This is a genomic window from Aeromonas sp. QDB54 (assembly GCF_027707385.1).
GTDB lineage: Bacteria > Pseudomonadota > Gammaproteobacteria > Enterobacterales > Aeromonadaceae > Aeromonas > Aeromonas hydrophila.
In genome coordinates this window covers 72193-91536 of sequence record NZ_JAPCIT010000003.1, presented here as the reverse complement: position 1 = coordinate 91536, position 19344 = coordinate 72193, and the positions used below count along the sequence as shown (strand labels likewise).

Here is a 19344-nt window from a genome sequence, read left to right as displayed (position 1 = left end):
CAACGCTAACCGCCCATATCGCCAATGTCTGTTCAGGGGAGAGATATATGAAAGCCCAAGCCGGGATCTGTGCCGAGCCCAATCTGCACGCCCTCTATCTGATGTTCAACCGTACCGGTGACGCCGCCGAGCTGGTGGCCCGTCTGGCCAGGTTGCCGGCCCTGTGGGAGGCGGTGGCCGCCGATTTCCCCGCTGCCGGCTTCAGCGGTCTGGTCGCCGTCGGTGCCGATGCCTGGGATGGCCTCTATCCTGCCGCCCGCCCGCCCCAGTTCCGCAGCTTCATGGCGCAATCCGCCAACGGCCAGGAGGCGCCCAATACGCCGTTTGATCTGTTCGTGCAACTGCGCGCCGATCGGGTCGATGTGCTGCACCATGCCGGTCAGCGCGTCATGGCCCTGCTGGCGGGCTTGGTGGCACTGGCGGAAGAGGTGCGCGGTTTTCGCAACCTCGACTGCCGCGATCTGACCGGTTTCGTCGACGGCACCGAGAACCCGCAGGATGAGCACCGCGCCGAAGTGGCGCTGCTGGACGGCGGCGAGTTTGCCGGCGGCTCCTACATCCACGTGCAGCGCTGGGTCCACGCCATGAGCGACTGGGAGAAGCTGGCACTGAAGGAGCAGGAAGACATCATAGGTCGCACCAAGGTCGACAACATCGAGTACGAGTCGGCCGACAAGCCGCTGACCGCCCACATCAAGCGGGTCAACCTCAAGACGCCGAAGGGGGAGTCCATGGAGATCCTGCGCCAGAGCATGCCCTGGGGCACCATGCGTGAGCAGGGGCTCTACTTCATCTCCTGCTGCCGCACCCCGCAGCACTTCAACGCCATGCTGGCCAGCATGTACAAGGGCGAGGGCAGTCACTTCGATCACCTGCTGCGCTTCACCAGGGCGGTGACCGGCGCAGCCTTCTTCGCCCCTTCAGAAGATTTTCTGGTGGCGCAGGGCAAATAAGGCTCGCCCACCCGCAGATAACAAAAATCCCGGCCTTGGCCGGGATTTTGCGTTTTGGCGGGACCGCGATGAGGCGGCGGCAACCATTACGGCGTCTGTTCGAACAGCTCGAGGGCGGAGAGGTAGAGCTCTTCGATGTCGGTGTCGCTGGTCGGGGTGATGAAGATGGTGTCGTCACCGGCGATGGTGCCGAGGATCCCTTCGGCCTTGCCAAGGGAGTCGAGCAGGCGGGCGATCAGCTGGGCCGCACCCGGGCTGGTATGGATCACCACCAGGGCACCGTTGTGGTCGACATCCAGCACCAGATTCTTGAGCGGGCTGGAGGTGGTGGGCACGCCCAGTTCCACCGGCAGGCAGTAGACCATTTCCATCTTGGCATTGCGGGTGCGAACGGCGCCGAAGCGGCTCAGCATGCGCGATACCTTGGACTGGTTGATGTTTTCGAAGCCCATCTCTTGCAGGGCAGTCACTATCTCTGCCTGGGAGCCAAATCGTTCTTCTTTCAGCAAGGCTTTAAAGGCCTTGGCCAGTTTTTCTTGCTTGTCGTTATGCTTCATCTTGGACTCACGAATGAGGAGGTTTGGCTGCCTGTCACGCTCAGGCGGCAGATATGAACAGCGTGCCCATTTTGCATTCATATGCCTATTTTTGCAAGGAAGCGGCGCTTGTTCTGCATATTGATTCAAATATAGCTTGCATCCACCCATGCCAGCGTTAGAATCAGGACGAAATTTTGAAAACTTATTCAATTGGGCTGTATGGGTATTGAATTAATCGGTATCGAAAAATCCTGGCACAAGGTGCCGGTACTGCAACAGGTCAGCTTTCGGACCGCTCCCGGTGAGACCTTGGTGCTGCTGGGCCCGAGCGGTGCCGGCAAGAGTTCTCTGCTGCGCATGATGAACCTGCTGGACACCCCGGATGCCGGTGTTCTGCGCATCGGTGAAAGTGAATTTTCTTTCCCATCCAGCCTCTCCACCGCCGAGTTCAACCGCCAGACCCAGGCGCTGCGGCGCAAGGTGGGCATGGTGTTCCAGCAGTACAATCTGTGGCCCCATCTCACCGTGATGGAGAACCTCATCGAGGCGCCGGTCAAGCTGCTTGGCATGAGCAAGGCGGCGGCCATGGAGAAGGGGGGCTATCTGCTGGCCCAGCTGCAACTGGCCGACAAGCGCGATGCCTGGCCGGCGCGGCTGTCCGGTGGTCAGCAGCAGCGGGTGGCCATCGCTCGTACCCTGATGATGGACCCCCAGGTGCTGCTGTTTGACGAGCCGACCGCCGCCCTCGACCCCGAGATCACCAAGGAAGTGGCGGAGATCATCCGCAACCTGGGCCAGACCGGCATCACCCAGGTGGTGGTGACCCACGAGGTGGAGTTTGCCCGCAAGGTGGCCAGTCAGGTGATCTATCTGGAGAAGGGGCGGATCATCGAAGCCGGCTCCGCCGCCATTTTCCAAGCCCCGCAAACCAGCCGGTTTGCCGAATTCTTGATGCATTGATATTCAAATCGATAAGGAAGCTGTCATGAAAAAGAGTCTGTTGCTGGTCGCCGCCATGGGCCTGCTGAGCACCTCGGTGCTGGCCAAGGAGATCAAGTTCGCCACCGAGGCCACCTACGCGCCGTTCGAATACCTGGACGACAAGAACGAGTTCCAGGGTTTTGACATCGATCTGGCCCGCGCCATCTGTGAACAGGCCAAGCTGGAGTGCAGCTTCCACAACCAGGCCTTCGACAGCCTGATCCCCAGCCTGAAATTCCGTCGCTATGACGCAGCCATCGCCGCCATGGACGTGACCCCGGAGCGGGCCGCCCAGGTCGATTTCTCCGACATCTATTACCAGAACTCCGCCGTGTTCGTGACCAAGAAGGGCGCCTTCAAGGGGCCGGAAGAGCTGGTGGACAAGACCGTCGGCGTGCAGAACGGCACTTCCCACCAGTCCTATCTGGTGGACAACTGGGTGAGCAAGGGTCTGCTAACCGTGCCCTACGCCAGCTACCAGAGCGCCTTCCTCGACATGATGAACGGCCGTACCGACGGTGTGTTTGCCGATACCGCGGTCGCCGCCGACTGGCTCAAGCAGCACAAGGAGTATGCCGTGATCGGCACGCCGGTGACTGACGCCAAGTACTTCGGTACCGGCTTTGGCATCGCGGTGGCCAAGGGCAATCAGGAGCTGCTGACTCAGCTGAACAAGGGGCTGGCCGACATCAAGGCCAACGGCACCTATCAGAAGATCTACGACAAATATTTCGCGCACTAAGCCATGTTGAGCCTGTTGTTGGATGCAGCCTGGATGACCCTCGGGCTGGCCTTGGCATCCCTGGTCGGGGGAATGGTGCTGGCGCTGGCGTTCAGCGCCGCCGAACTGAGCAAGCAGCGCGCTCTGGTGTGGCCGGTGGCCACTCTCACCACGCTTATTCGCGGCTTGCCCGAGCTGCTGGTGGTGCTGTTCATCTACTTCGGCTCGACCCAGGTGCTGTTCCTCATCACCGGCGAGTACGTGGAATTCAGCCCGTTCGCCTGCGGCGTGCTGGCGCTCTCCCTGCTGTTCGCCAGCTACGCCACCCAGACCCTGCGGGCCGCCCTCAATGCGGTGCCCGCCGGGCAGCGGTTGGCGGCACTGGCGCTCGGTCTTGGTAAGGGGCACATCTTCTTTCGCATCGTGCTGCCGCAGGCGTGGCGGCACGCCCTGCCGGGGCTCGGCAATCAGTGGTTGGTGCTGCTCAAGGACACCGCACTGGTCTCCCTCATCGGGGTGAACGAGATGATGCGCCAGGCCCAGATGGCTTCGGCCAGCACCTATCAACCCTTCACCTGGTATGCCGCGGCGGCCCTCATCTACCTGGCCATCAGCCTGGTGAGTGAGTTTGGCTTGAAGCAGGCGTCCCGTTACACCCGTCGTTACGGAGGCTGATCATGCAGGATTACCTGATGACCCTGCTGGGTGGCCTGGCGATTACCCTGCAACTCACGGCATTCAGCCTGCTGCTCGGCGTGCTGATGGCGGCTGCCATGACCTGGGTGCTGGAGCGCCGCATTCCGGTGGCGACCCAGCTGGTGCAGCTGTGGGTGCTGATCTTCACCGGCACGCCGCTGCTGATCCAGATCTTCCTCATCTACTACGGGCCGGGCCAGTTTGCCTGGCTCAAAGAGGGGCCGCTCTGGCCGCTGCTCAAGCAGCCCTGGTTCTGCGCCGTGCTGGCGCTCGGCTTCAATACCGCCGCTTATTCCACCCGGCTGTTCAAGGGGGCGCTCGATGCGATTCCGGCCGGTGAGGTAGAGGCCTGCCGCGCGCTCGGTTTCTCCGCCGGCCAGACCCTGTGGATGAAGGTGCGTCACGCCGCCCGGCGGCTGGTGCCCGCCTACTCCAACGAGGTGATCCTGGTGCTCAAGGGGAGTTCGCTCGCCAGTACCATCACCATCATGGATGTGATGGGGCTGGCCCAGCGCCTCAATGCCCAGACCTATGACACCCTGGCGGTGTTCACCGTGGCCGGTGCCCTCTACCTGACCATGAACGGATTGTTAACAATTGGTTTTCGTTGGTGTGAGCGCCGGGCGTTGGCCTTCCAGGGCTGAAGTCGGTAGATCTACCTATTAATGGTGAGGGTAAGTGCAGGAAATCTGTGCTTCCCCTCCAATTTTTTGCATTTTCCCCCATTTTTATTCGCCGCCTGTTTATTGGCTCACAGAACCTGTGATTACAACTGTTATCAGATTGTTTTTTAGGGGGGGATCCTTTAAGGTTGGGCGCACAACAAGAAACAACCTTAAACCTACGCTTAAACATGGAGTTGATCATGAAAGTTGCCGTTCTGGGTGCCGCCGGTGGCATCGGCCAAGCCCTCGCTCTGCTGTTGAAAAACCGTCTGCCAGCTGGTTCCGAATTGAGCCTGTATGACATCGCTCCGGTGACCCCGGGCGTGGCGGTCGATCTGAGCCATATCCCGACTGACGTGAAAGTAAAAGGTTTCTGCGGTGAAGATCCGAGCCCGGCTCTGGTCGGCGCCGATGTCGTGCTGATCTCCGCCGGCGTGGCTCGCAAGCCCGGCATGGATCGTTCCGACCTGTTCAACATCAACGCCGGCATCGTCAAGAACCTGGTGGAAAAGTGCGCGGCCTCCTGCCCGAAAGCGCTGATCGGCATCATCACCAACCCGGTCAACACCACGGTCGCCATCGCGGCCGAAGTGCTGAAGAAAGCCGGTGTCTATGACAAGCGTCGCCTGTTTGGTGTCACCACCCTGGACGTGATCCGTGCCGAGACCTTCGTGGCCGACGCCAAGGGTCTGAACGTCGACAAGGTGCGCGTCAACGTGATCGGTGGCCACAGTGGCGTGACCATTCTGCCGCTGCTCTCCCAGATCGACGGTGCCAGCTTCACCGCCGACGAAGTGGCCGCCATGACCAAGCGTATCCAGAACGCCGGTACCGAAGTGGTGGAAGCCAAGGCCGGTGGCGGTTCCGCTACTCTCTCCATGGGCCAGGCTGCCTGCCGTTTCGGCTTGTCGCTCATCAAGGGTCTGCAGGGTGAAGCCAACGTCATTGAGTGCGCCTACGTGGAAGGCGACGGCAAACACGCCACCTTCTTCGCGCAGCCCATCCTGCTTGGCAAGAACGGTGTCGAAACCGTGCTGGACTACGGCAAGCTGAGCGCCTTCGAACAAGAGGCGATGGATGGCATGCTGGCCACTCTGAAAGCCGATATCCAGCTGGGTGTCGACTTCGTCAAGTAAGGCGTCCGGATGGACAGCAAGGGGAGCTTCGGCTCCCCTTTGTCGTTATGGTGACGGATGCAGGCGGCGCCGGCCTAAGGGGATGCTGCCGGCTGCCGATAACAGGGTGCTGCAGGAGATCCTTATGATGAAACCCATTACCCTTGTCGGCCTTCTCTGTTTGCTGACGCCCCCATTGCTGACGAGCCAGGCGCAGGGGGCCGAGCCTTCCGCCTCTGCCGCCGCCGCGACGAGCGGGGCCGTGGCCGCCTCCGCACCGGCCAGTACGCCGGCGCAACCGGAGGCGGCGGTCCCATCTGCTGCAGCCGCGGTGCCGGCGGCCACGGATACCACGGCTGCGCCATCGACCAGCCCGGCGACGGCCGATGCGCCGGCAGCGGCCCCCATTCCTGCACCTGCCGCCACGGATAGCGGGCGCTCACCCAATAGCCGCCCCATGACCAGCACCCCGAGCAGCAGCAGCGGCCTGAATGTGGACAGTGGCACACTGCAGGCGGTGCCGCTCTATCGCCAGGACGAGCTGCTCAACTGGATTGAACAGGGGCGTCACCTGCAGCAGGTAAAGCAGGACAGGTGCCAGCTTACCCAGGATATCGAGGTGCGGGCCGAGGTGATGAAGGTGCCTGCCTATCAGTTTCTGTGGGGGGACATGCTGGCCTGGGGGGTCTGCATCAAGCCCAACGCGGAGCTGGGGGTCAAATTCATGTGGGAGGCGGCCAATCAGGGATTGGCGCCGGCGCTGGAACAACTGGGCCGTTACTACTGGAAAGGCACGCTGGTGCAAAAGGATCTGCTCAAGGCCGAGACCCTGATGCGGGAGGCCGCCAGCCTGGGCTTCCAGCGGGCACAGATAGAGTGGGTGGAGATGCTGCTGCAGGGAATGGGCAGCCCGCTCGACTATGAAGAGGCCTACCACTGGTTGCACAGCACGGTGATCGGCGACAAGGCGCTGCACCAGAAGGCGACCAGCCTGCTGAGCCGGCTCGGCAACCGGATGCCGGCCAATGCCATCGCCCGCGCCAAGGCGATGCACTTAGCCAAAAAAATGACCCACGGATCTGCATCCGTGGGCCGGGAGGTGCCGGCCGCCGTGCCGTGACAGGCTGGCCCCTCAGCTGGTTATAGTGATCAGATCGCCTTACAGATCTTGGTGGGGACCAAAAACTTCGTAATGGAGCTGGCCGGCCGGAATGTCTGCCGCGATCAGCTGCTGCTTGACTGCCTGCATGAAGCCGACGGGACCACAGAAGTAGTAGTGGGCCTGCGGCGTGATGCGCTCCTTCACTGCAGTCAGGTCCATGGTGCCGGCAAAGTCGTAATCTTCGCCCTGCACATCACTGGCCTGGGGCTCCCGATACCAGACCCGGCTCAGCAGGTTGGCGTTTTGGCGGGATTTTTGCTGAATATCCTCCCTGAAGGCATGTACGGCACCCTGTTCACAGGCGTGCAGCCAGGTGATGTCGGCCTGATGGCCGTTCGCCAGCAACTGGTTGAGCATGCTCATCATCGGCGTGACACCCACACCGGCCGAGAGCAGCACCACCGGGGTATGGCCATCGGCTTTCAGGTAGAAATCGCCGGTGGGGGGCATGACCTCAATCTTGTCACCCGCTTGCAGATGATCGTGCAGCAGGTTGGAAACCTGGCCCTGCGGCTCGCGTTTGACGCTGATGCGGTAGTGCTGGCCGTTGGGGGCATCGGAGAGGGAGTACTGGCGGATCTCCTGATATTCCAGCTCGGGGTGGACCAGCTTGATGCTGAGGTACTGGCCCGGCTTGAAGTCCAGTACCGGCTTGCCATCTACCGGCGCCAGCAGGAAGGAGGTGATGAGCTCGCTTTCGAGCCGCTTCTCCTTGATCAGGAAGGGGCGGGAACCCTGCCAGCCACCTGCCTGGCTCGCCTTCTCCTGATAAATCTCGCTCTCGCGGCCGATGAAGATGCTGGCGAGCACACCATACGCCTTGCCCCAGGCATCCAGCACCTCGTCGGTGACCGCACTTCCACCCAATTCTTTGAGCGTGGCCAAGAGATGACTACCTACAATGTGATATTGTTCTGGCTGGATCAGGAAACCCGTGTGCTTGTGGGCGATACGCTCCACGGCCCCGGCCAGTGCCCCCAGGTTGTCGATGTTCTTGGCATAGGCCGCCACCGCATTGAACAACGCCAGCGGCTGACCGCCGCTGCGCTGGTGCGCCAGGTTGAAAATGTCCTTCAGTTCCGGGTTATGGCTGAACATGCGCTGGTAGAAGTGCTGGGTGAGCGCGGGGCCCGCCGATTCGAGCAAAGGGATGGTGCTTTTGATGACGGCGATGGTGGCTTGGTCTAACATAGGGGGTCCTTGCTAATTGAACATCTAAAATGTCACTTAATAAGCTGCATCCTAGATGTTTATTTGATCTGAATCAATAATCAATTTCCGCGCGATGCGCCACAGGCACTATGAGACTAACTAGCTATACCGATTTTGGATTGAGAGCCCTGCTCTATCTGGCGACCCTGCCGGAGGGCGAATTGTCGAGCGTGGCCAAGGTCTCCGCCTTGTATGACGTCTCCCGCAATCACATGGTGAAGGTGGTGAACCAGCTGGTGAAACTGGGCTATCTGCAGTCCCAGCGCGGCAAGAATGGCGGGATCCGCATGGCTTGTGCGCCGGAGACCGTCAACATCGGTCAGGTGATCCGGGCGCTGGAAGGGAATCTGGACGGGATAGATTGCGGCTCGCCGGCCTGCCACATCGTCTCGGTCTGTCTGCTGAAGAATGCCCTGAAGGAGGCGATGAACGCCTTTCTGGCGGTGATGGACAGCTATACCCTGCAAGACCTGCTGGCCAATCGCGACGAGCTGCAGAAGGTATTTGGCGAATTGATTCCGACTCTGGTGCTGGAGCCGGATGAAGAGAGCGAGTGAGCAAGAAAAAAGGCTGCCAGTGGCAGCCTTTTTTCAATCTTCAAAGCCAGACTCGTTACGGTATAAATCAGGCATGATCCGCGCCATCTTCACCATGTTGTTCTCCACTTCCAGGATCTCGATGGGGTAACCGGCCAGCCGCAGGCTGATGTTGGGCTGGGGAATCTCCTCCAGGTATTCCAGGATGGCGCCATTGAGTGTTCTGGGCCCGTCGATGGGCAGTTGCCAGCTCATCTCCTTGTTCAGCTCACGGATGCTGGCGGAGCCCTCCACCAGGAAGGAGCCGTCCGGCTGGGGGTGAATCTCGTCGCTGGGAGCGGGGGTCATGGAGGTGGTGAAGTCGCCCACTATCTCTTCCAGAATGTCGTCCAGGGTGATCAGTCCCTGAATGTCGCCGTACTCGTCAACGATGAGGCCGATCCGCTCCTTGTTGCGCTGGAACTTGGCCAGCTGCACGTTGAGCGGCGTTCCCTCCGGGATGAAGTAGATCTCGTCCACCTCTCGCAGCAGGCTCGACTTGTTGAACTGATCCCTGGCCATCAGCCTCAGTGCGTCGCGGGCGTGCAGAAAGCCCACCACGTCGTCTATGTTGTCGCGATAAAGCAGGATCTTGGTGTGGGCGCAGTGGGCCAGCTGGCGCAGTATGGTTTTCCAGTCATCGTTGATGTCGATGGCGTAGATCTCGCTGCGCGGCACCATGATGTGCTCCACCGTCATCTTGTCCAGATCCAGAATGCTGAGCAGCATCTCCTGATGGCGCTGGGGGATGAGGCTGCCGGCCTCGTTGACGATGGTACGCAGCTCCTCGGTATTGAGGGCGTCATCCTTGCTGGGGTTGAGCCGCAGCAGCTTGAGCAGGCCGCTGGTGATGCCGTTGATCAGCCAGACCAGCGGCGAGAGCGGCACCATCAGCCCCTTGAGCACCCAGGAGGCCGGGTAGGCAATCTTCTCCGGGAACATGGCCGCCAGGGTCTTGGGGGTCACTTCACCAAACACCAGCACGATCAGGGTCAGGCCGAAGGTGGCGATGGCCACCCCGAGATCGCCGAAGACGCGGATGCAGACGATGGTGGCGATGGCCGAGGCGAGGATGTTGACCAGGTTGTTGCCGATCAGGATCAGCCCCAGCAGGCGATCCGGGCGAGAGAGCAGCTTTTCTACCCGGCGGGCAGCCTTGTGTTTGGTCTGGGCCAGATGCCGCAACTTGTAGCGGTTGAGGGACATCATGCCGGTTTCGGAACTGGAGAAAAAAGCAGACAAGAGGATCAAGATAACGAGAACAATCAGCAATGTACTCGTTGAGATACTGTCCAAGAAGGGCTCCTGTGGGAGTGGGTGATAAAAAGGGTAGCGGTCAGCTCAACAAGACTTCTTTGACGAACCGGCTGCCAAAATAGGCCAGGGTCAGAATGAAGCTGCCGATCAGGCTCAGGGTGATGACCTTGCGACCGCGCCAGCCACGGGTATGGTGGCCCCACAGCAGCAGCACGTAGACGCACCAGGCCAGGATCGAGAGGATGGCCTTGTGGGATTTGCCCTGGGCGAACATGTCTTCGAGGAAGAACAGGCCGGAGGCAATGGAGAGAGTCAGCAGGAACAGACCCGCCGAGATGAGCTGGAACAGCCGCTTCTCCACCGTCATCAGAGGCGGCATGGCGGGCAGCTGGCTGATCTTGCGCGATTTGAGCTGCCGGTCCAGACAGGCGAGCTGCAGTGCAAACAGGCAGGCGATCATCAATACCGAGTAGGCCATCAGCGCCAGACCAATGTGCAACAGCAGCTGGGGATGGGCCTCCAGATGGGTGATGTAGCGACCGGGAATGAGGGCGCTGGCGGCCAGCAGCAGGGCCGAGAAGCTGTAGACCACCGGCAGCAGGATCCAGCCGTTGAAGCGGCGGGTGACGCAGGTCATGAAGCAGCTGATGATGAGGCTGACCAGCGAGGCCACGTTGAGCATGCTCAGGTTCTGGCCGGAGTGAGTCACCAGCACTTCGCCGGCCACGGCGGTGCCATGGGCGATCAGGGCCAGTCCGATACAGGCAAACAGGGGGGCTTGTCCCACTGGTTTGGCACTGAGCAGCAGGTGCAGAGAGGCAATGATGGCCAGCAAATAGAACGCCAGGGCCAGAACAGAGATCACGATCATAACCGGGTCGTTGTCGAGCAAGCGATTGGGAATAGGAAGGGCAGTATACCTTGCACAAGATGTGCTCGCCAGTTGTGCAGCCGCCGATCCGCCCATATATAGGCAGCAGTCTGCCGCAGCGACGCGCACCAGAAGGCGCGCCGGCACCGGCCGAAATACCAGCCTGGGTTCATTGTGCCTGCCCTTTTGAGGGCAGGTCACCGTCGTGTGCGGCGAATAATCGTCCTCATTGCGCCGGCTGAGGTATAATGCCCCCATTTGTTACGCCAAGAACCGGAATGCGTCATGTTTGAGAATTTGACTGAACGACTCTCGCGCACCCTGCGCAATGTCAGCGGCCGTGGTCGTCTGACCGAAGAGAACATCAAAGAGACCCTGCGCGAAGTTCGCATGGCGCTGCTCGAGGCGGACGTCGCCCTGCCGGTGGTGCGTGACTTCGTGGCTCGCGTCAAGGAGCGGGCGGTTGGCCAGGAAGTGGCCAAGTCGCTGAGCCCGGGCCAGGCCTTCATCAAGATTGTGCATGGCGAACTGGTTTCCGTGATGGGGGAGGCCAACGAGCAGCTCAACTTGGCAGCCCAGCCACCGGCCATCATCCTGATGGCGGGTCTGCAGGGTGCCGGTAAAACCACCACGGTTGGCAAGCTGGCCAAGCTGCTCAAAGAGCGCAGTAAGAAAAAGGTGCTGGTAGTCAGTGCCGACGTCTATCGTCCGGCGGCGATCAAACAGCTGGAAACCCTGGCCAATGACATCGGTGTGGACTTCTTCCCGAGCGATGCCAGCCAGAAGCCGGTCGACATTGCCAATGCGGCCATCGATCAGGCGCGCAAGAAGTTCTATGACGTGGTGATCGTCGATACCGCCGGCCGCCTGCACGTCGACAGCGACATGATGGACGAGATCAAACATCTCCACGCTACCATCAAGCCAGTCGAGACCCTGTTCGTGGTGGATGCCATGACCGGTCAGGATGCCGCCAACACCGCCAAGGCCTTCAACGAGGCGCTGCCGCTCACCGGCGTGATCCTCACCAAGGCGGACGGTGATGCCCGCGGTGGTGCCGCCCTGTCGGTGCGCCACATCACCGGCAAGCCGGTCAAGTTCATCGGTATGGGCGAGAAGACCGATGCGCTGGAGCCGTTCCACCCGGATCGTCTGGCCTCCCGCATCCTCGGCATGGGCGACGTGCTCTCTCTCATCGAAGAGGTGGAGCGCAACGTCGATAAAGAGAAGGCGGCCAAGCTGGCCAGCAAGGTCAAGAGCGGCAAGGGCTTCGATCTGGAAGATTTCCGCGAGCAGCTGGCCCAGATGCGCAACATGGGCGGCATGATGGGCATGCTCGACAAGCTGCCGGGCATGTCCGGCCTGCCGGACAACATCAAGGATCAGATGGATGACAAGCTCACTGTGCGGATGGAGGCCATCATCAGCTCCATGACGCCCAAGGAGCGTGCCCATCCCGACCTCATCAAGGGCTCTCGCAAGCGTCGTATCGCTGCAGGCTCGGGCATGCAGGTGCAGGATGTGAACAAGCTGCTCAAGCAGTTCACCGAGATGCAGCGGATGATGAAGAAGATGTCCGGCAAGGGTGGCATGCGCAAGATGATGGGGCAGATGAAGAACATGCTGCCGCCGGGATTCGGTGGTGGCCGCGGCCCCTTCTGATTGCCGGGTCGTCATGCACACGTCAAGGGCTCACCATGGGTGGGCCCTTTTCATGGGGCCGCTTGTGCAAAAAATGGCTGGCTTGGTTGCAATTATTACGAATCCAAGTAGAATTACGCGGCTTATTTTAAGCTAGGGTCCGCGTGTTTGCGGGCCTTGTTCATTAGATGTTAATGAGGACGATATGGTAACCATTCGTTTACAACGTGGTGGCGCGAAAAAGCGTCCGTTCTACCAGGTAGTAGTTGCTGACAGCCGTAACGCCCGTGACGGTCGTTTCATCGAGCGCGTTGGTTTCTTCAACCCGGTTGCTTCTGGTAACGCTGAAAAGCTGAACCTGGACCTGGCTCGCATCGAGCATTGGGTTGGTACTGGTGCCGCTGTTTCTGACCGCGTTGCCAAGCTGATCAAAGACGCTGCCAAAGCTGCTTAATCAGCCAAACGGTAAGGAGTTAAGGTGGAAAAACCTGTAGTTCTGGGCACCCTGGGTACCGTTTACGGCATCAAGGGCTGGCTTAAAGTGAACTCCTTCACCGATGTTGCCGAAGCGATTTTCGATTACAACCCCTGGCTGATCAATCAGAACGGGGTGTGGCGTGAAATTCAGGTTTCATCCTGGAAGCGTCACAACAAGGGTCTGATCTGCAAACTCGATGGTATCGACGTGCGCGAGGATGCCCTGGCATTGACCAATGTCGAGATTGGCGTAGCCGCCGATCTGTTGCCTGCGTTGCCTGAGGGCGAGTTCTACTGGCGTGACCTGATTGGTTGCTCGGTAGTGACCACCAAGGGATACGACCTGGGCAAGGTGACCGAATTGATGGAAACCGGCTCCAACGATGTGTTGGTGGTTGAGGCCAATGTAAAAGATGCCTTTGGTGCGAAGGAGCGGTTGATTCCGTTCCTGGAAGAGCAGGTGATCAAGAACATTGATCTGACTGCTCGAACAATCGAAGTTGATTGGGATCCTGGTTTCTAGTTTCCCGCGCTAACACGGGTGCCGGAGGTTTCTTATGTGGATTGGGGTGATTAGCCTCTTCCCTGAAATGTTCCGAGCCATTACCGAGCACGGGGTAACGGGTCGGGCCGTCAAGAGTGGCCTGCTGCAGATTGAGTGCTGGAACCCCCGGGACTTTACCCACGACAAACACCGTACGGTCGATGATCGTCCTTATGGTGGTGGGCCCGGCATGTTAATGATGGTTCAGCCGCTGCGTGACGCGATTCATGCAGCCAAGCAAGCGGCGGGAGACGGAGCGAAAGTCATCTATCTCTCTCCTCAGGGACGCAAGCTGACTCAAGCGGGCGTGACCGAGTTGGCGACGAATCAGAAACTGATTCTGGTCGCCGGTCGATACGAAGGTATCGATGAACGCGTGATACAAACCGAAGTCGACGAAGAGTGGTCTATCGGGGATTACGTGTTAAGTGGTGGCGAGTTGCCTGCCATGACCCTGATCGATGCGGTTTCGCGTCTGGTCCCTGGGGTTTTGGGCGATCAGGCCAGTGCCGAGCAGGACTCCTTCACGGATGGCCTGCTGGATCATCCCCACTACACTCGGCCGGAGTTGTTGGATGGATTGGCGGTGCCAGAGGCGCTGACAAGCGGCAATCACGAAGTGATTCGGCGCTGGCGGCTCAAGCAATCGCTCGGACGAACCTGGCAGAGAAGGCCGGAACTTATTAACAACCTAGCTCTGACTGACGAGCAAGAATCACTTCTTGCCGAGTATGTCCGCGAAGTGCGTGACAGCGTTAAGTAGAGTTTTCAGTTTATCCTAGGTAAGGAAAGACAATGAGCAAGATTATTCAGCAGCTTGAACAAGAGCAACTGCGTACCGACATCCCGGCTTTTGCCCAGGGCGACACCGTACGTGTTCAAGTTCGTGTTAAAGAAGGTGGTAAAGAGCGTCTGCAGGCTTTCGAAGGCATCGTTATTGCCAAGCGTAACCGCGGTCTGCACTCTGCTTTCACCGTTCGCAAGATCTCCAACGGCGAAGGTGTTGAGCGTGTATTCCAGACTCACTCTCCGCTGATCCACAGTGTAGAACTGAAGCGTCGTGGTGATGTTCGCCGCGCCAAACTGTACTACCTGCGCAACCTGTCCGGCAAAGCTGCTCGTATCAAAGAGAAGCTCAACTAATCCGATTCGAATTGGTGTCGGTATGTCGGCGAAAAGCTCGACAGGTAGTGAAAAGGCTCGCCAATGGCGAGCCTTTTTTGTATCCGCTTCGGGTGTGTCGGCTCAACCTGGCTGGCTGACCCGCACCACCGAGTTGTCCCGTCCGAAGGGGCCGGGCACGTAGTCATCCGCCGCCCAGTCGTTGTCGTAGTGGGTCTCCCCGTTGGGTTGCACCAGCTGGTAGCAGTACTCGAAATGAGCGGGACCGTCGGTCGGCAGATTGAGGGTGGTCTTGAACTCACCGCTCTTCATCCGCTTGAGCTCGATGGGTTGCCACTGGCTGAACTCCCCCAGCAACAGCACCTGCTCGGCCTCTCCTGCGGCCTCTTTTTCCACGGCAAAGGTCACCTTGACCTCGGGGCGGGACTTGAGAAATTGCTTGTTGATCGGCATGACGCCTCCTTGTCCTGATTGCGAAGAAATAGCTTCTGGCTATTTTTATATCACTTTATGACAAGGATGTTGATAACCGAGATCAAGCGGGCAGGGCAAAGTGGCGCTGCAGCAGCCCGTGGGTAAAGCCTATCTTGAGGTAAAAGCCGCGCGGTAGGGTCATGATCGGCTGGCCATTGCGGCCGATGGCCCGGGTCAGAGCCTTGTTGTTGGCCGCCTTGGGGCGCAGTTGCAGCACCTGGCCGTGGCGGGCGCTGATCTGCTCCACCTCTCCCAGCACTATCATGTCCATCAGCTCTTCCCAGTCCTGGCGCAGCAGCCGCTCCTCCTCTTCATTCGGACTCCACAACAGCGGCATGCCGATCCGGCGCTCACCGATGGGGATCTCGCGGCTGCCCTCCACCGGGATCCAGAGCACGCGGGATAGCTTGTTGCGCACATTGGACTGTTCCCACTGCTGGCCGCTGACACCGATCAGCGGTGCCACGCAGACGAAGGTGGTCTCCAGCGGTTTGCCCTGAGGATCGATGGGGATCGTCTTGAGTTCGATGCCGAGATCCGGGAAGTCCTGTTCGGGCTTGCTGCCGGCGCTGGCCCCCAGCTGCCACTCGATCAGCTGACCAACCCAGCCCTTGTCACGACGCAGATCCGCCGGCACGGCGATGCCGGCCGTGGCGGCCAGCTGGGCCAGCGTGAAGCCCGCCATGGCATAGGCGCGGGCCAGCAATTCCTGCTCGGACTGGGGGTTGGTGGGCATGGGTCACTCCTGCAAAGGGGAATTATTCTAGCAACTCTGATCCTCGCTGAGGATCGCTGTTTTTATAACCGATCCTGGCAGGGGTATGCACAGGGGGGGCTGTTTTGTGAGTAAGTACTTATCATAATGATTTTAAACAAATTTGTCTCTATGCCGTCGGTCATTGACCGGCAGGATCCAGGCTCAAAATAGTTGTCCAAGGGTTTGCTCGCGCTGTTGCACACAGTTATCCACAGAAATCTTGGATAACTGCCGGCAAGTGCTAATAGTTGGCTCATTGTTACAAAAAAATGTGAAACAGCACCGATTTCAACGGCGATTCCAGCGCAGATAGTGTGCCACCCCTGTGGATAAAATAGCCGTGGTGGATCTTTGAACAGTCGAACTTGTTCACAATCGAGATCCCGGATCGCCGGCCGTGAAAGACATGGATCTTGATCCAGCATTGATTGTTTAACATCATGTATTTAAATACATATTCTGTTTTTATCAACATGGGGTATGCTGTCGCTTGGTTTGGAACAGATAAATGAAACTACTGTATATACCTGCTTGCTCACAGGCTTATGCACAGTCTGGGTGGGCAACTTGGTCCAGTTGATCCTTGGATTTGTTTATAAGTCGGCTTGAAATTGAAAGTTATTCATGAGTGGGGGATCGCAGTCCCTGTTTGCTGCCACGAGGTGAATGTGGAACAATCCCCTTATAGATTCAGCCTTTATAAGGTGATCACGTGATAGATGGCGACGGGTTTCGTCCCAATGTCGGAATCGTGATCTGTAACCGTGACGGACAAGTATTGTGGGCTAAGCGCTATGGGCAGCACTCCTGGCAGTTTCCGCAGGGAGGGGTTGATGATGGTGAGACGCCGGAGCAGGCCATGTATCGTGAGCTGTATGAGGAGATAGGCCTCAAGCCCGAAGATGTGACCATCATGGCCACCAGTCGCAACTGGCTGAAGTACCGCTTGCCCAAACGCCTCGTTCGTTGGGACAGTTCACCGGTCTGTATTGGCCAAAAACAAAAATGGTTCTTGCTGCAGTTGGATTCGGGCAGGGAGTCCAGGATCCAGTTCGGCTGTCATGGTCATCCCGAGTTTGATGACTGGCGTTGGGTCAGCTTCTGGTATCCGGTCCGTCAGGTCGTCTCCTTCAAGCGGGAAGTCTATCGACGGGTAATGAAGGAGTTTGCCCCGCTGGCGATGCCGGTGCCGGCAGTTCAGGTCAACAAGAAGGATGGGCGGCGCAATCGCCCCCGTTAAGGAGCACAGATTAGTTGTTAACGGAACTCAGACGCATCGTCGAAAGCATGGCCGAGGCCAATACCCTCGAGCTGGCCTTGCAGGCACTGGTCAGCCAGACCCGGCTGGCCATGATGGTGGACTGCTGTTCCGTTTATGTCTCAGAACCCGAGATGCGCCGCTACCGGCTAGCCGCGACCGATGGTCTGGCCGAGTCGGCGGTGGGCAAGGCCACCCTGCCGTTCGAGCAGGGCATCGTCGGTCTGGTGGGTCAGCGGGAAGAGCTGATCAACCTGGCCGATGCCCCCTCCCATCCCAGCTTCAAGTTCCTGCCCGATGTGGCCGAAGAGGCGTTTCGCTCCTTCCTCGGCGCCCCCATCATGCATCAGCGTCAGGTGGTGGGCATTCTGGTGGTGCAGCAGAAGGAGAGCCGCCTCTTCGATGAGGGGGAAGAGTCCTTCATGGTGACCCTGGCGGCCCAGCTGGCGGCCCGGATCGCCCAGGCCCAGGCCAAGGGCTGGTTGCAGAAGACCGACTGGAGCAAGCCGCTGCGCGGTATTGCCGGTGCCAGCGGCATCGCCATGGCCAAGGCCTGGGTGTGGCGGCCGCGCAAGGAGCTCAACTCCATCACCCCGCGCAAGGATGAGGATCACGCCAGACAGCTGGAACGGCTGAATGTGGCGGTGGAGGAGGTACGCCACGATCTGGAGAGCCTGGCACTGCGGTTTCGCGAGAGCTACAGCCAGGACTCGGTCGCCATCTTCGACATCTACCTGCATCTGCTGAACGATCCGGGCTACATCAAGCCCATTCGCAACAAGGTGAGCAAGGAGCACTGGACGGCGGTATCGGCGGTCAAGCTCATCAGTGACCGGCTGATCGATCAGTTCAAGGGGATGAAGGATCCCTACCTGCAGGAGCGCTCCACCGATGTGAAGGACATTGCCCAGCGGCTCATCAGCCGGCTGGTGCAAAACGAGCCAGAGCATATCGCCATCGGCGAGCCGGTGGTGCTGGTCGCCGACGAGGTGACCGCCACCATCCTGGCCGAAGTTCCCCGCGAGTTTCTGACCGGGGTGGTGTCGCTCAAGGGGGGCACCAACTCCCACGCCGCCATTCTGGCTCGCGCCATGGGGGTGGCGGCCATCATGGGGGTGGATCTGCCGCTCGGCGACATCGGCGGTCGCATGCTGGTGGTCGATGGCTACAGCGGTGATCTCTTCATCGAACCCAATCAGGTGATCCTGACCGAGTACCGCCAGCTGCTGAGCGAGGAGCGGGCGCTCGATACTCTGGTGCGCAGCGTCGACAACCAGCCCTCCGAGACGGCCGACGGCGTGCCTGTCTCCCTGCTGCTCAACGCCGGGCTCAGTGCCGACACCGAAATATCCCTCAATCAGCTGGCGGACGGGGTCGGCCTCTATCGCACCGAAATTCCCTTCATGCTGCAGGACAGCTTCCCCTCCGAGTGGGAGCAGACCGCCCGTTATCGCGGCATTCTGGAGACCTACCGCAATCGGCCGGTCTGCATGCGCACCCTGGACGTGGGCGGCGACAAGCAGCTGCCCTATTTCCCCATCGTCGAGGAAAATCCCTTCCTTGGCTGGCGGGGGATCCGGCTTACCCTGGATCACCCCGAACTGTTCCTGGTGCAGCTCAAGGCGATGCTGCGGGCCAGCGAAGGGCTGGACAATCTGGCCATCATGCTGCCAATGATCAGCAGCGTCAGCGAAATCAAGGCCTCCCGCCGCCTGCTGGATCAGGCCTGGCGGGAAGTGTCGGAAGAGGCGGCCAGCCGTGAGGCGGTGATCCGCTATCCTAGCCTGGGGGTGATGATCGAGGTGCCCTCCGCACTCTACATCCTGCCCGAAATGGCGCCGCTCATCGATTTCTGGTCGGTGGGCAGCAACGATCTGACCCAGTACCTGCTGGCGGTAGATCGCAACAACGCCAGGGTCGCCAACATCTACGATGCCTTCCATCCGGCGGTGATCCGCGCCCTGCAACTGCTGGTCGATGCCTCCCATCGTTACCAGAAGCCGGTGTCGGTGTGTGGCGAGCTGGCCGGTGATCCGGTCGGGGTGCTGCTGTTGCTGGCCATGGGCTATCGCCGCTTCAGCATGAACACACACAACATTGCCCGCATCAAGTACGTGCTGCGTCAGTCCACCCTGAGCGAACTGACGGTACTGCTGACGGATGGCCTCAAGCACGACAACCCGCACGTGCTGCGCGGCCTGTTTGCCCGCTATCTGGAAGAGCACGGCCTGGGCGGTTTGCTGCGCGCCGGTCACAAAACGAAACAGACTGATTGATAATCATGCCTTGTCCCTGCTGACGAATGATCGGAAAATGCGGCTTTT

General features: G+C 59.6%; 20 protein-coding genes and 1 pseudogene. 15 read left to right on the top strand and 6 right to left on the bottom strand.

The window, feature by feature from the left end; all coding sequences use genetic code 11:
* Window positions 1–47: 47 nt before the first annotated feature.
* Window positions 48–953, top strand: coding sequence for a Dyp-type peroxidase (locus PG881_RS03945; RefSeq protein ID WP_242796326.1), 906 nt, complete (start codon window positions 48–50; stop codon window positions 951–953).
* Window positions 954–1039: 86 nt separating this feature from the next.
* On the opposite strand, the gene argR is transcribed toward PG881_RS03945, so the two are convergent.
* On the bottom strand, window positions 1040–1510 hold the full coding sequence (gene argR, locus PG881_RS03940; RefSeq protein ID WP_005308670.1) for a transcriptional regulator ArgR: 471 nt from the start codon (window positions 1508–1510) through the stop codon (window positions 1040–1042).
* Window positions 1511–1711: 201 nt separating this feature from the next.
* Here argR and PG881_RS03935 point away from each other — a divergent pair, with 201 nt between their 5' ends.
* The 6 genes and pseudogenes from PG881_RS03935 to PG881_RS23975 form a co-directional block, all read left to right on the top strand.
* A complete protein-coding gene (locus PG881_RS03935; RefSeq protein WP_005308671.1) occupies window positions 1712–2452 on the top strand; it encodes an ATP-binding cassette domain-containing protein in 741 nt (246 codons plus the stop codon).
* Window positions 2453–2477: 25 nt separating this feature from the next.
* A complete protein-coding gene (locus PG881_RS03930) occupies window positions 2478–3215 on the top strand; it encodes a transporter substrate-binding domain-containing protein (RefSeq protein ID WP_011704620.1) in 738 nt (245 codons plus the stop codon).
* Between the two features lie 3 nt (window positions 3216–3218).
* Entirely contained in the window at window positions 3219–3869 is a 651-nt protein-coding gene (gene artQ / locus PG881_RS03925; RefSeq protein WP_017409015.1) for an arginine ABC transporter permease ArtQ, read from the top strand.
* A 2-nt stretch (window positions 3870–3871) separates the two neighbouring features.
* Window positions 3872–4534: an arginine ABC transporter permease ArtM gene (gene artM, locus PG881_RS03920; RefSeq protein ID WP_016349411.1), complete on the top strand. Its 663-nt coding sequence runs from the start codon at window positions 3872–3874 to the stop codon at window positions 4532–4534.
* A gap of 221 nt (window positions 4535–4755) precedes the next feature.
* Window positions 4756–5691: a malate dehydrogenase gene (mdh, locus tag PG881_RS03915; RefSeq protein ID WP_029301952.1), complete on the top strand. Its 936-nt coding sequence runs from the start codon at window positions 4756–4758 to the stop codon at window positions 5689–5691.
* 436 nt (window positions 5692–6127) lie between these two features.
* A pseudogene (locus tag PG881_RS23975) lies at window positions 6128–6724 on the top strand (tetratricopeptide repeat protein); the annotation flags it as partial.
* Window positions 6725–6829: 105 nt separating this feature from the next.
* Here PG881_RS23975 and hmpA read toward each other — a convergent pair.
* Entirely contained in the window at window positions 6830–8023 is a 1194-nt protein-coding gene (gene hmpA, locus PG881_RS03905) for an NO-inducible flavohemoprotein (protein ID WP_139703241.1), read from the bottom strand.
* Between the two features lie 110 nt (window positions 8024–8133).
* On the opposite strand from hmpA, the gene PG881_RS03900 reads away from it, so the two are divergent.
* Window positions 8134–8601: an Rrf2 family transcriptional regulator gene (locus tag PG881_RS03900; protein WP_011704626.1), complete on the top strand. Its 468-nt coding sequence runs from the start codon at window positions 8134–8136 to the stop codon at window positions 8599–8601.
* 33 nt (window positions 8602–8634) lie between these two features.
* Here PG881_RS03900 and PG881_RS03895 read toward each other — a convergent pair whose 3' ends face one another.
* Together PG881_RS03895 and PG881_RS03890 are read right to left on the bottom strand one after the other, a co-directional pair.
* Entirely contained in the window at window positions 8635–9915 is a 1281-nt protein-coding gene (locus PG881_RS03895; protein ID WP_011704627.1) for an HlyC/CorC family transporter, read from the bottom strand.
* A 40-nt stretch (window positions 9916–9955) separates the two neighbouring features.
* Window positions 9956–10747 (bottom strand): cytochrome C assembly family protein, encoded by a 792-nt coding sequence (locus PG881_RS03890; RefSeq protein WP_011704628.1) that lies wholly within the window; start codon window positions 10745–10747, stop codon window positions 9956–9958.
* Window positions 10748–11032: 285 nt separating this feature from the next.
* On the opposite strand from PG881_RS03890, the gene ffh reads away from it, so the two are divergent.
* The 5 genes from ffh (at window position 11033) to rplS (ending at window position 14552) form a co-directional block, all read left to right on the top strand.
* Window positions 11033–12409, top strand: a complete 1377-nt coding sequence (ffh, locus tag PG881_RS03885; protein WP_011704629.1) for a signal recognition particle protein — start codon at window positions 11033–11035, stop codon at window positions 12407–12409.
* Between the two features lie 184 nt (window positions 12410–12593).
* Window positions 12594–12842, top strand: a complete 249-nt coding sequence (gene rpsP, locus PG881_RS03880) for a 30S ribosomal protein S16 (RefSeq protein ID WP_005341383.1) — start codon at window positions 12594–12596, stop codon at window positions 12840–12842.
* Window positions 12843–12866: 24 nt separating this feature from the next.
* The gene (gene rimM, locus PG881_RS03875; protein WP_011704630.1) at window positions 12867–13388 is read left to right on the top strand and encodes a ribosome maturation factor RimM; all 522 of its coding nucleotides are present in this window, start codon (window positions 12867–12869) and stop codon (window positions 13386–13388) included.
* A gap of 34 nt (window positions 13389–13422) precedes the next feature.
* Entirely contained in the window at window positions 13423–14172 is a 750-nt protein-coding gene (gene trmD / locus PG881_RS03870) for a tRNA (guanosine(37)-N1)-methyltransferase TrmD (RefSeq protein WP_011704631.1), read from the top strand.
* Between the two features lie 32 nt (window positions 14173–14204).
* Complete coding sequence (rplS, locus tag PG881_RS03865) at window positions 14205–14552, top strand: 50S ribosomal protein L19 (protein WP_005313505.1); 348 nt, start codon at window positions 14205–14207, stop codon at window positions 14550–14552.
* A gap of 102 nt (window positions 14553–14654) precedes the next feature.
* On the opposite strand, the gene PG881_RS03860 is transcribed toward rplS, so the two are convergent.
* Window positions 14655–14984 carry an isoamylase early set domain-containing protein gene (locus PG881_RS03860; RefSeq protein WP_011704632.1) on the bottom strand — a complete coding sequence of 110 codons (330 nt, stop codon included), beginning with the start codon at window positions 14982–14984 and terminating at the stop codon, window positions 14655–14657.
* An 82-nt stretch (window positions 14985–15066) separates the two neighbouring features.
* Entirely contained in the window at window positions 15067–15741 is a 675-nt protein-coding gene (mutH, locus tag PG881_RS03855) for a DNA mismatch repair endonuclease MutH (protein ID WP_016349416.1), read from the bottom strand.
* Window positions 15742–16474: 733 nt separating this feature from the next.
* On the opposite strand from mutH, the gene rppH reads away from it, so the two are divergent.
* Together rppH and ptsP are read left to right on the top strand one after the other, a co-directional pair.
* Window positions 16475–17002 carry an RNA pyrophosphohydrolase gene (rppH, locus tag PG881_RS03850; RefSeq protein ID WP_270798080.1) on the top strand — a complete coding sequence of 176 codons (528 nt, stop codon included), beginning with the start codon at window positions 16475–16477 and terminating at the stop codon, window positions 17000–17002.
* A 14-nt stretch (window positions 17003–17016) separates the two neighbouring features.
* A complete protein-coding gene (gene ptsP, locus PG881_RS03845) occupies window positions 17017–19296 on the top strand; it encodes a phosphoenolpyruvate--protein phosphotransferase (protein ID WP_024944576.1) in 2280 nt (759 codons plus the stop codon).
* The last annotated feature ends 48 nt before the right edge of the window (window positions 19297–19344 follow it).

What these genes read in the sequence shown, in the direction of transcription:
- PG881_RS03945 (WP_242796326.1), top strand. Translation starts at nt 48, where the DNA reads ATGAAAGCCCAAGCCGGGATCTGTGCCGAGCCCAATCTGCACGCCCTC.
- argR (WP_005308670.1), bottom strand. Translation starts at nt 1,510, where the DNA reads ATGAAGCATAACGACAAGCAAGAAAAACTGGCCAAGGCCTTTAAAGCC.
- PG881_RS03935 (WP_005308671.1), top strand. Translation starts at nt 1,712, where the DNA reads ATGGGTATTGAATTAATCGGTATCGAAAAATCCTGGCACAAGGTGCCG.
- PG881_RS03930 (WP_011704620.1), top strand. Translation starts at nt 2,478, where the DNA reads ATGAAAAAGAGTCTGTTGCTGGTCGCCGCCATGGGCCTGCTGAGCACC.
- artQ (WP_017409015.1), top strand. Translation starts at nt 3,219, where the DNA reads ATGTTGAGCCTGTTGTTGGATGCAGCCTGGATGACCCTCGGGCTGGCC.
- artM (WP_016349411.1), top strand. Translation starts at nt 3,872, where the DNA reads ATGCAGGATTACCTGATGACCCTGCTGGGTGGCCTGGCGATTACCCTG.
- mdh (WP_029301952.1), top strand. Translation starts at nt 4,756, where the DNA reads ATGAAAGTTGCCGTTCTGGGTGCCGCCGGTGGCATCGGCCAAGCCCTC.
- hmpA (WP_139703241.1), bottom strand. Translation starts at nt 8,023, where the DNA reads ATGTTAGACCAAGCCACCATCGCCGTCATCAAAAGCACCATCCCTTTG.
- PG881_RS03900 (WP_011704626.1), top strand. Translation starts at nt 8,134, where the DNA reads ATGAGACTAACTAGCTATACCGATTTTGGATTGAGAGCCCTGCTCTAT.
- PG881_RS03890 (WP_011704628.1), bottom strand. Translation starts at nt 10,747, where the DNA reads ATGATCGTGATCTCTGTTCTGGCCCTGGCGTTCTATTTGCTGGCCATC.
- ffh (WP_011704629.1), top strand. Translation starts at nt 11,033, where the DNA reads ATGTTTGAGAATTTGACTGAACGACTCTCGCGCACCCTGCGCAATGTC.
- rpsP (WP_005341383.1), top strand. Translation starts at nt 12,594, where the DNA reads ATGGTAACCATTCGTTTACAACGTGGTGGCGCGAAAAAGCGTCCGTTC.
- trmD (WP_011704631.1), top strand. Translation starts at nt 13,423, where the DNA reads ATGTGGATTGGGGTGATTAGCCTCTTCCCTGAAATGTTCCGAGCCATT.
- rplS (WP_005313505.1), top strand. Translation starts at nt 14,205, where the DNA reads ATGAGCAAGATTATTCAGCAGCTTGAACAAGAGCAACTGCGTACCGAC.
- PG881_RS03860 (WP_011704632.1), bottom strand. Translation starts at nt 14,984, where the DNA reads ATGCCGATCAACAAGCAATTTCTCAAGTCCCGCCCCGAGGTCAAGGTG.
- mutH (WP_016349416.1), bottom strand. Translation starts at nt 15,741, where the DNA reads ATGCCCACCAACCCCCAGTCCGAGCAGGAATTGCTGGCCCGCGCCTAT.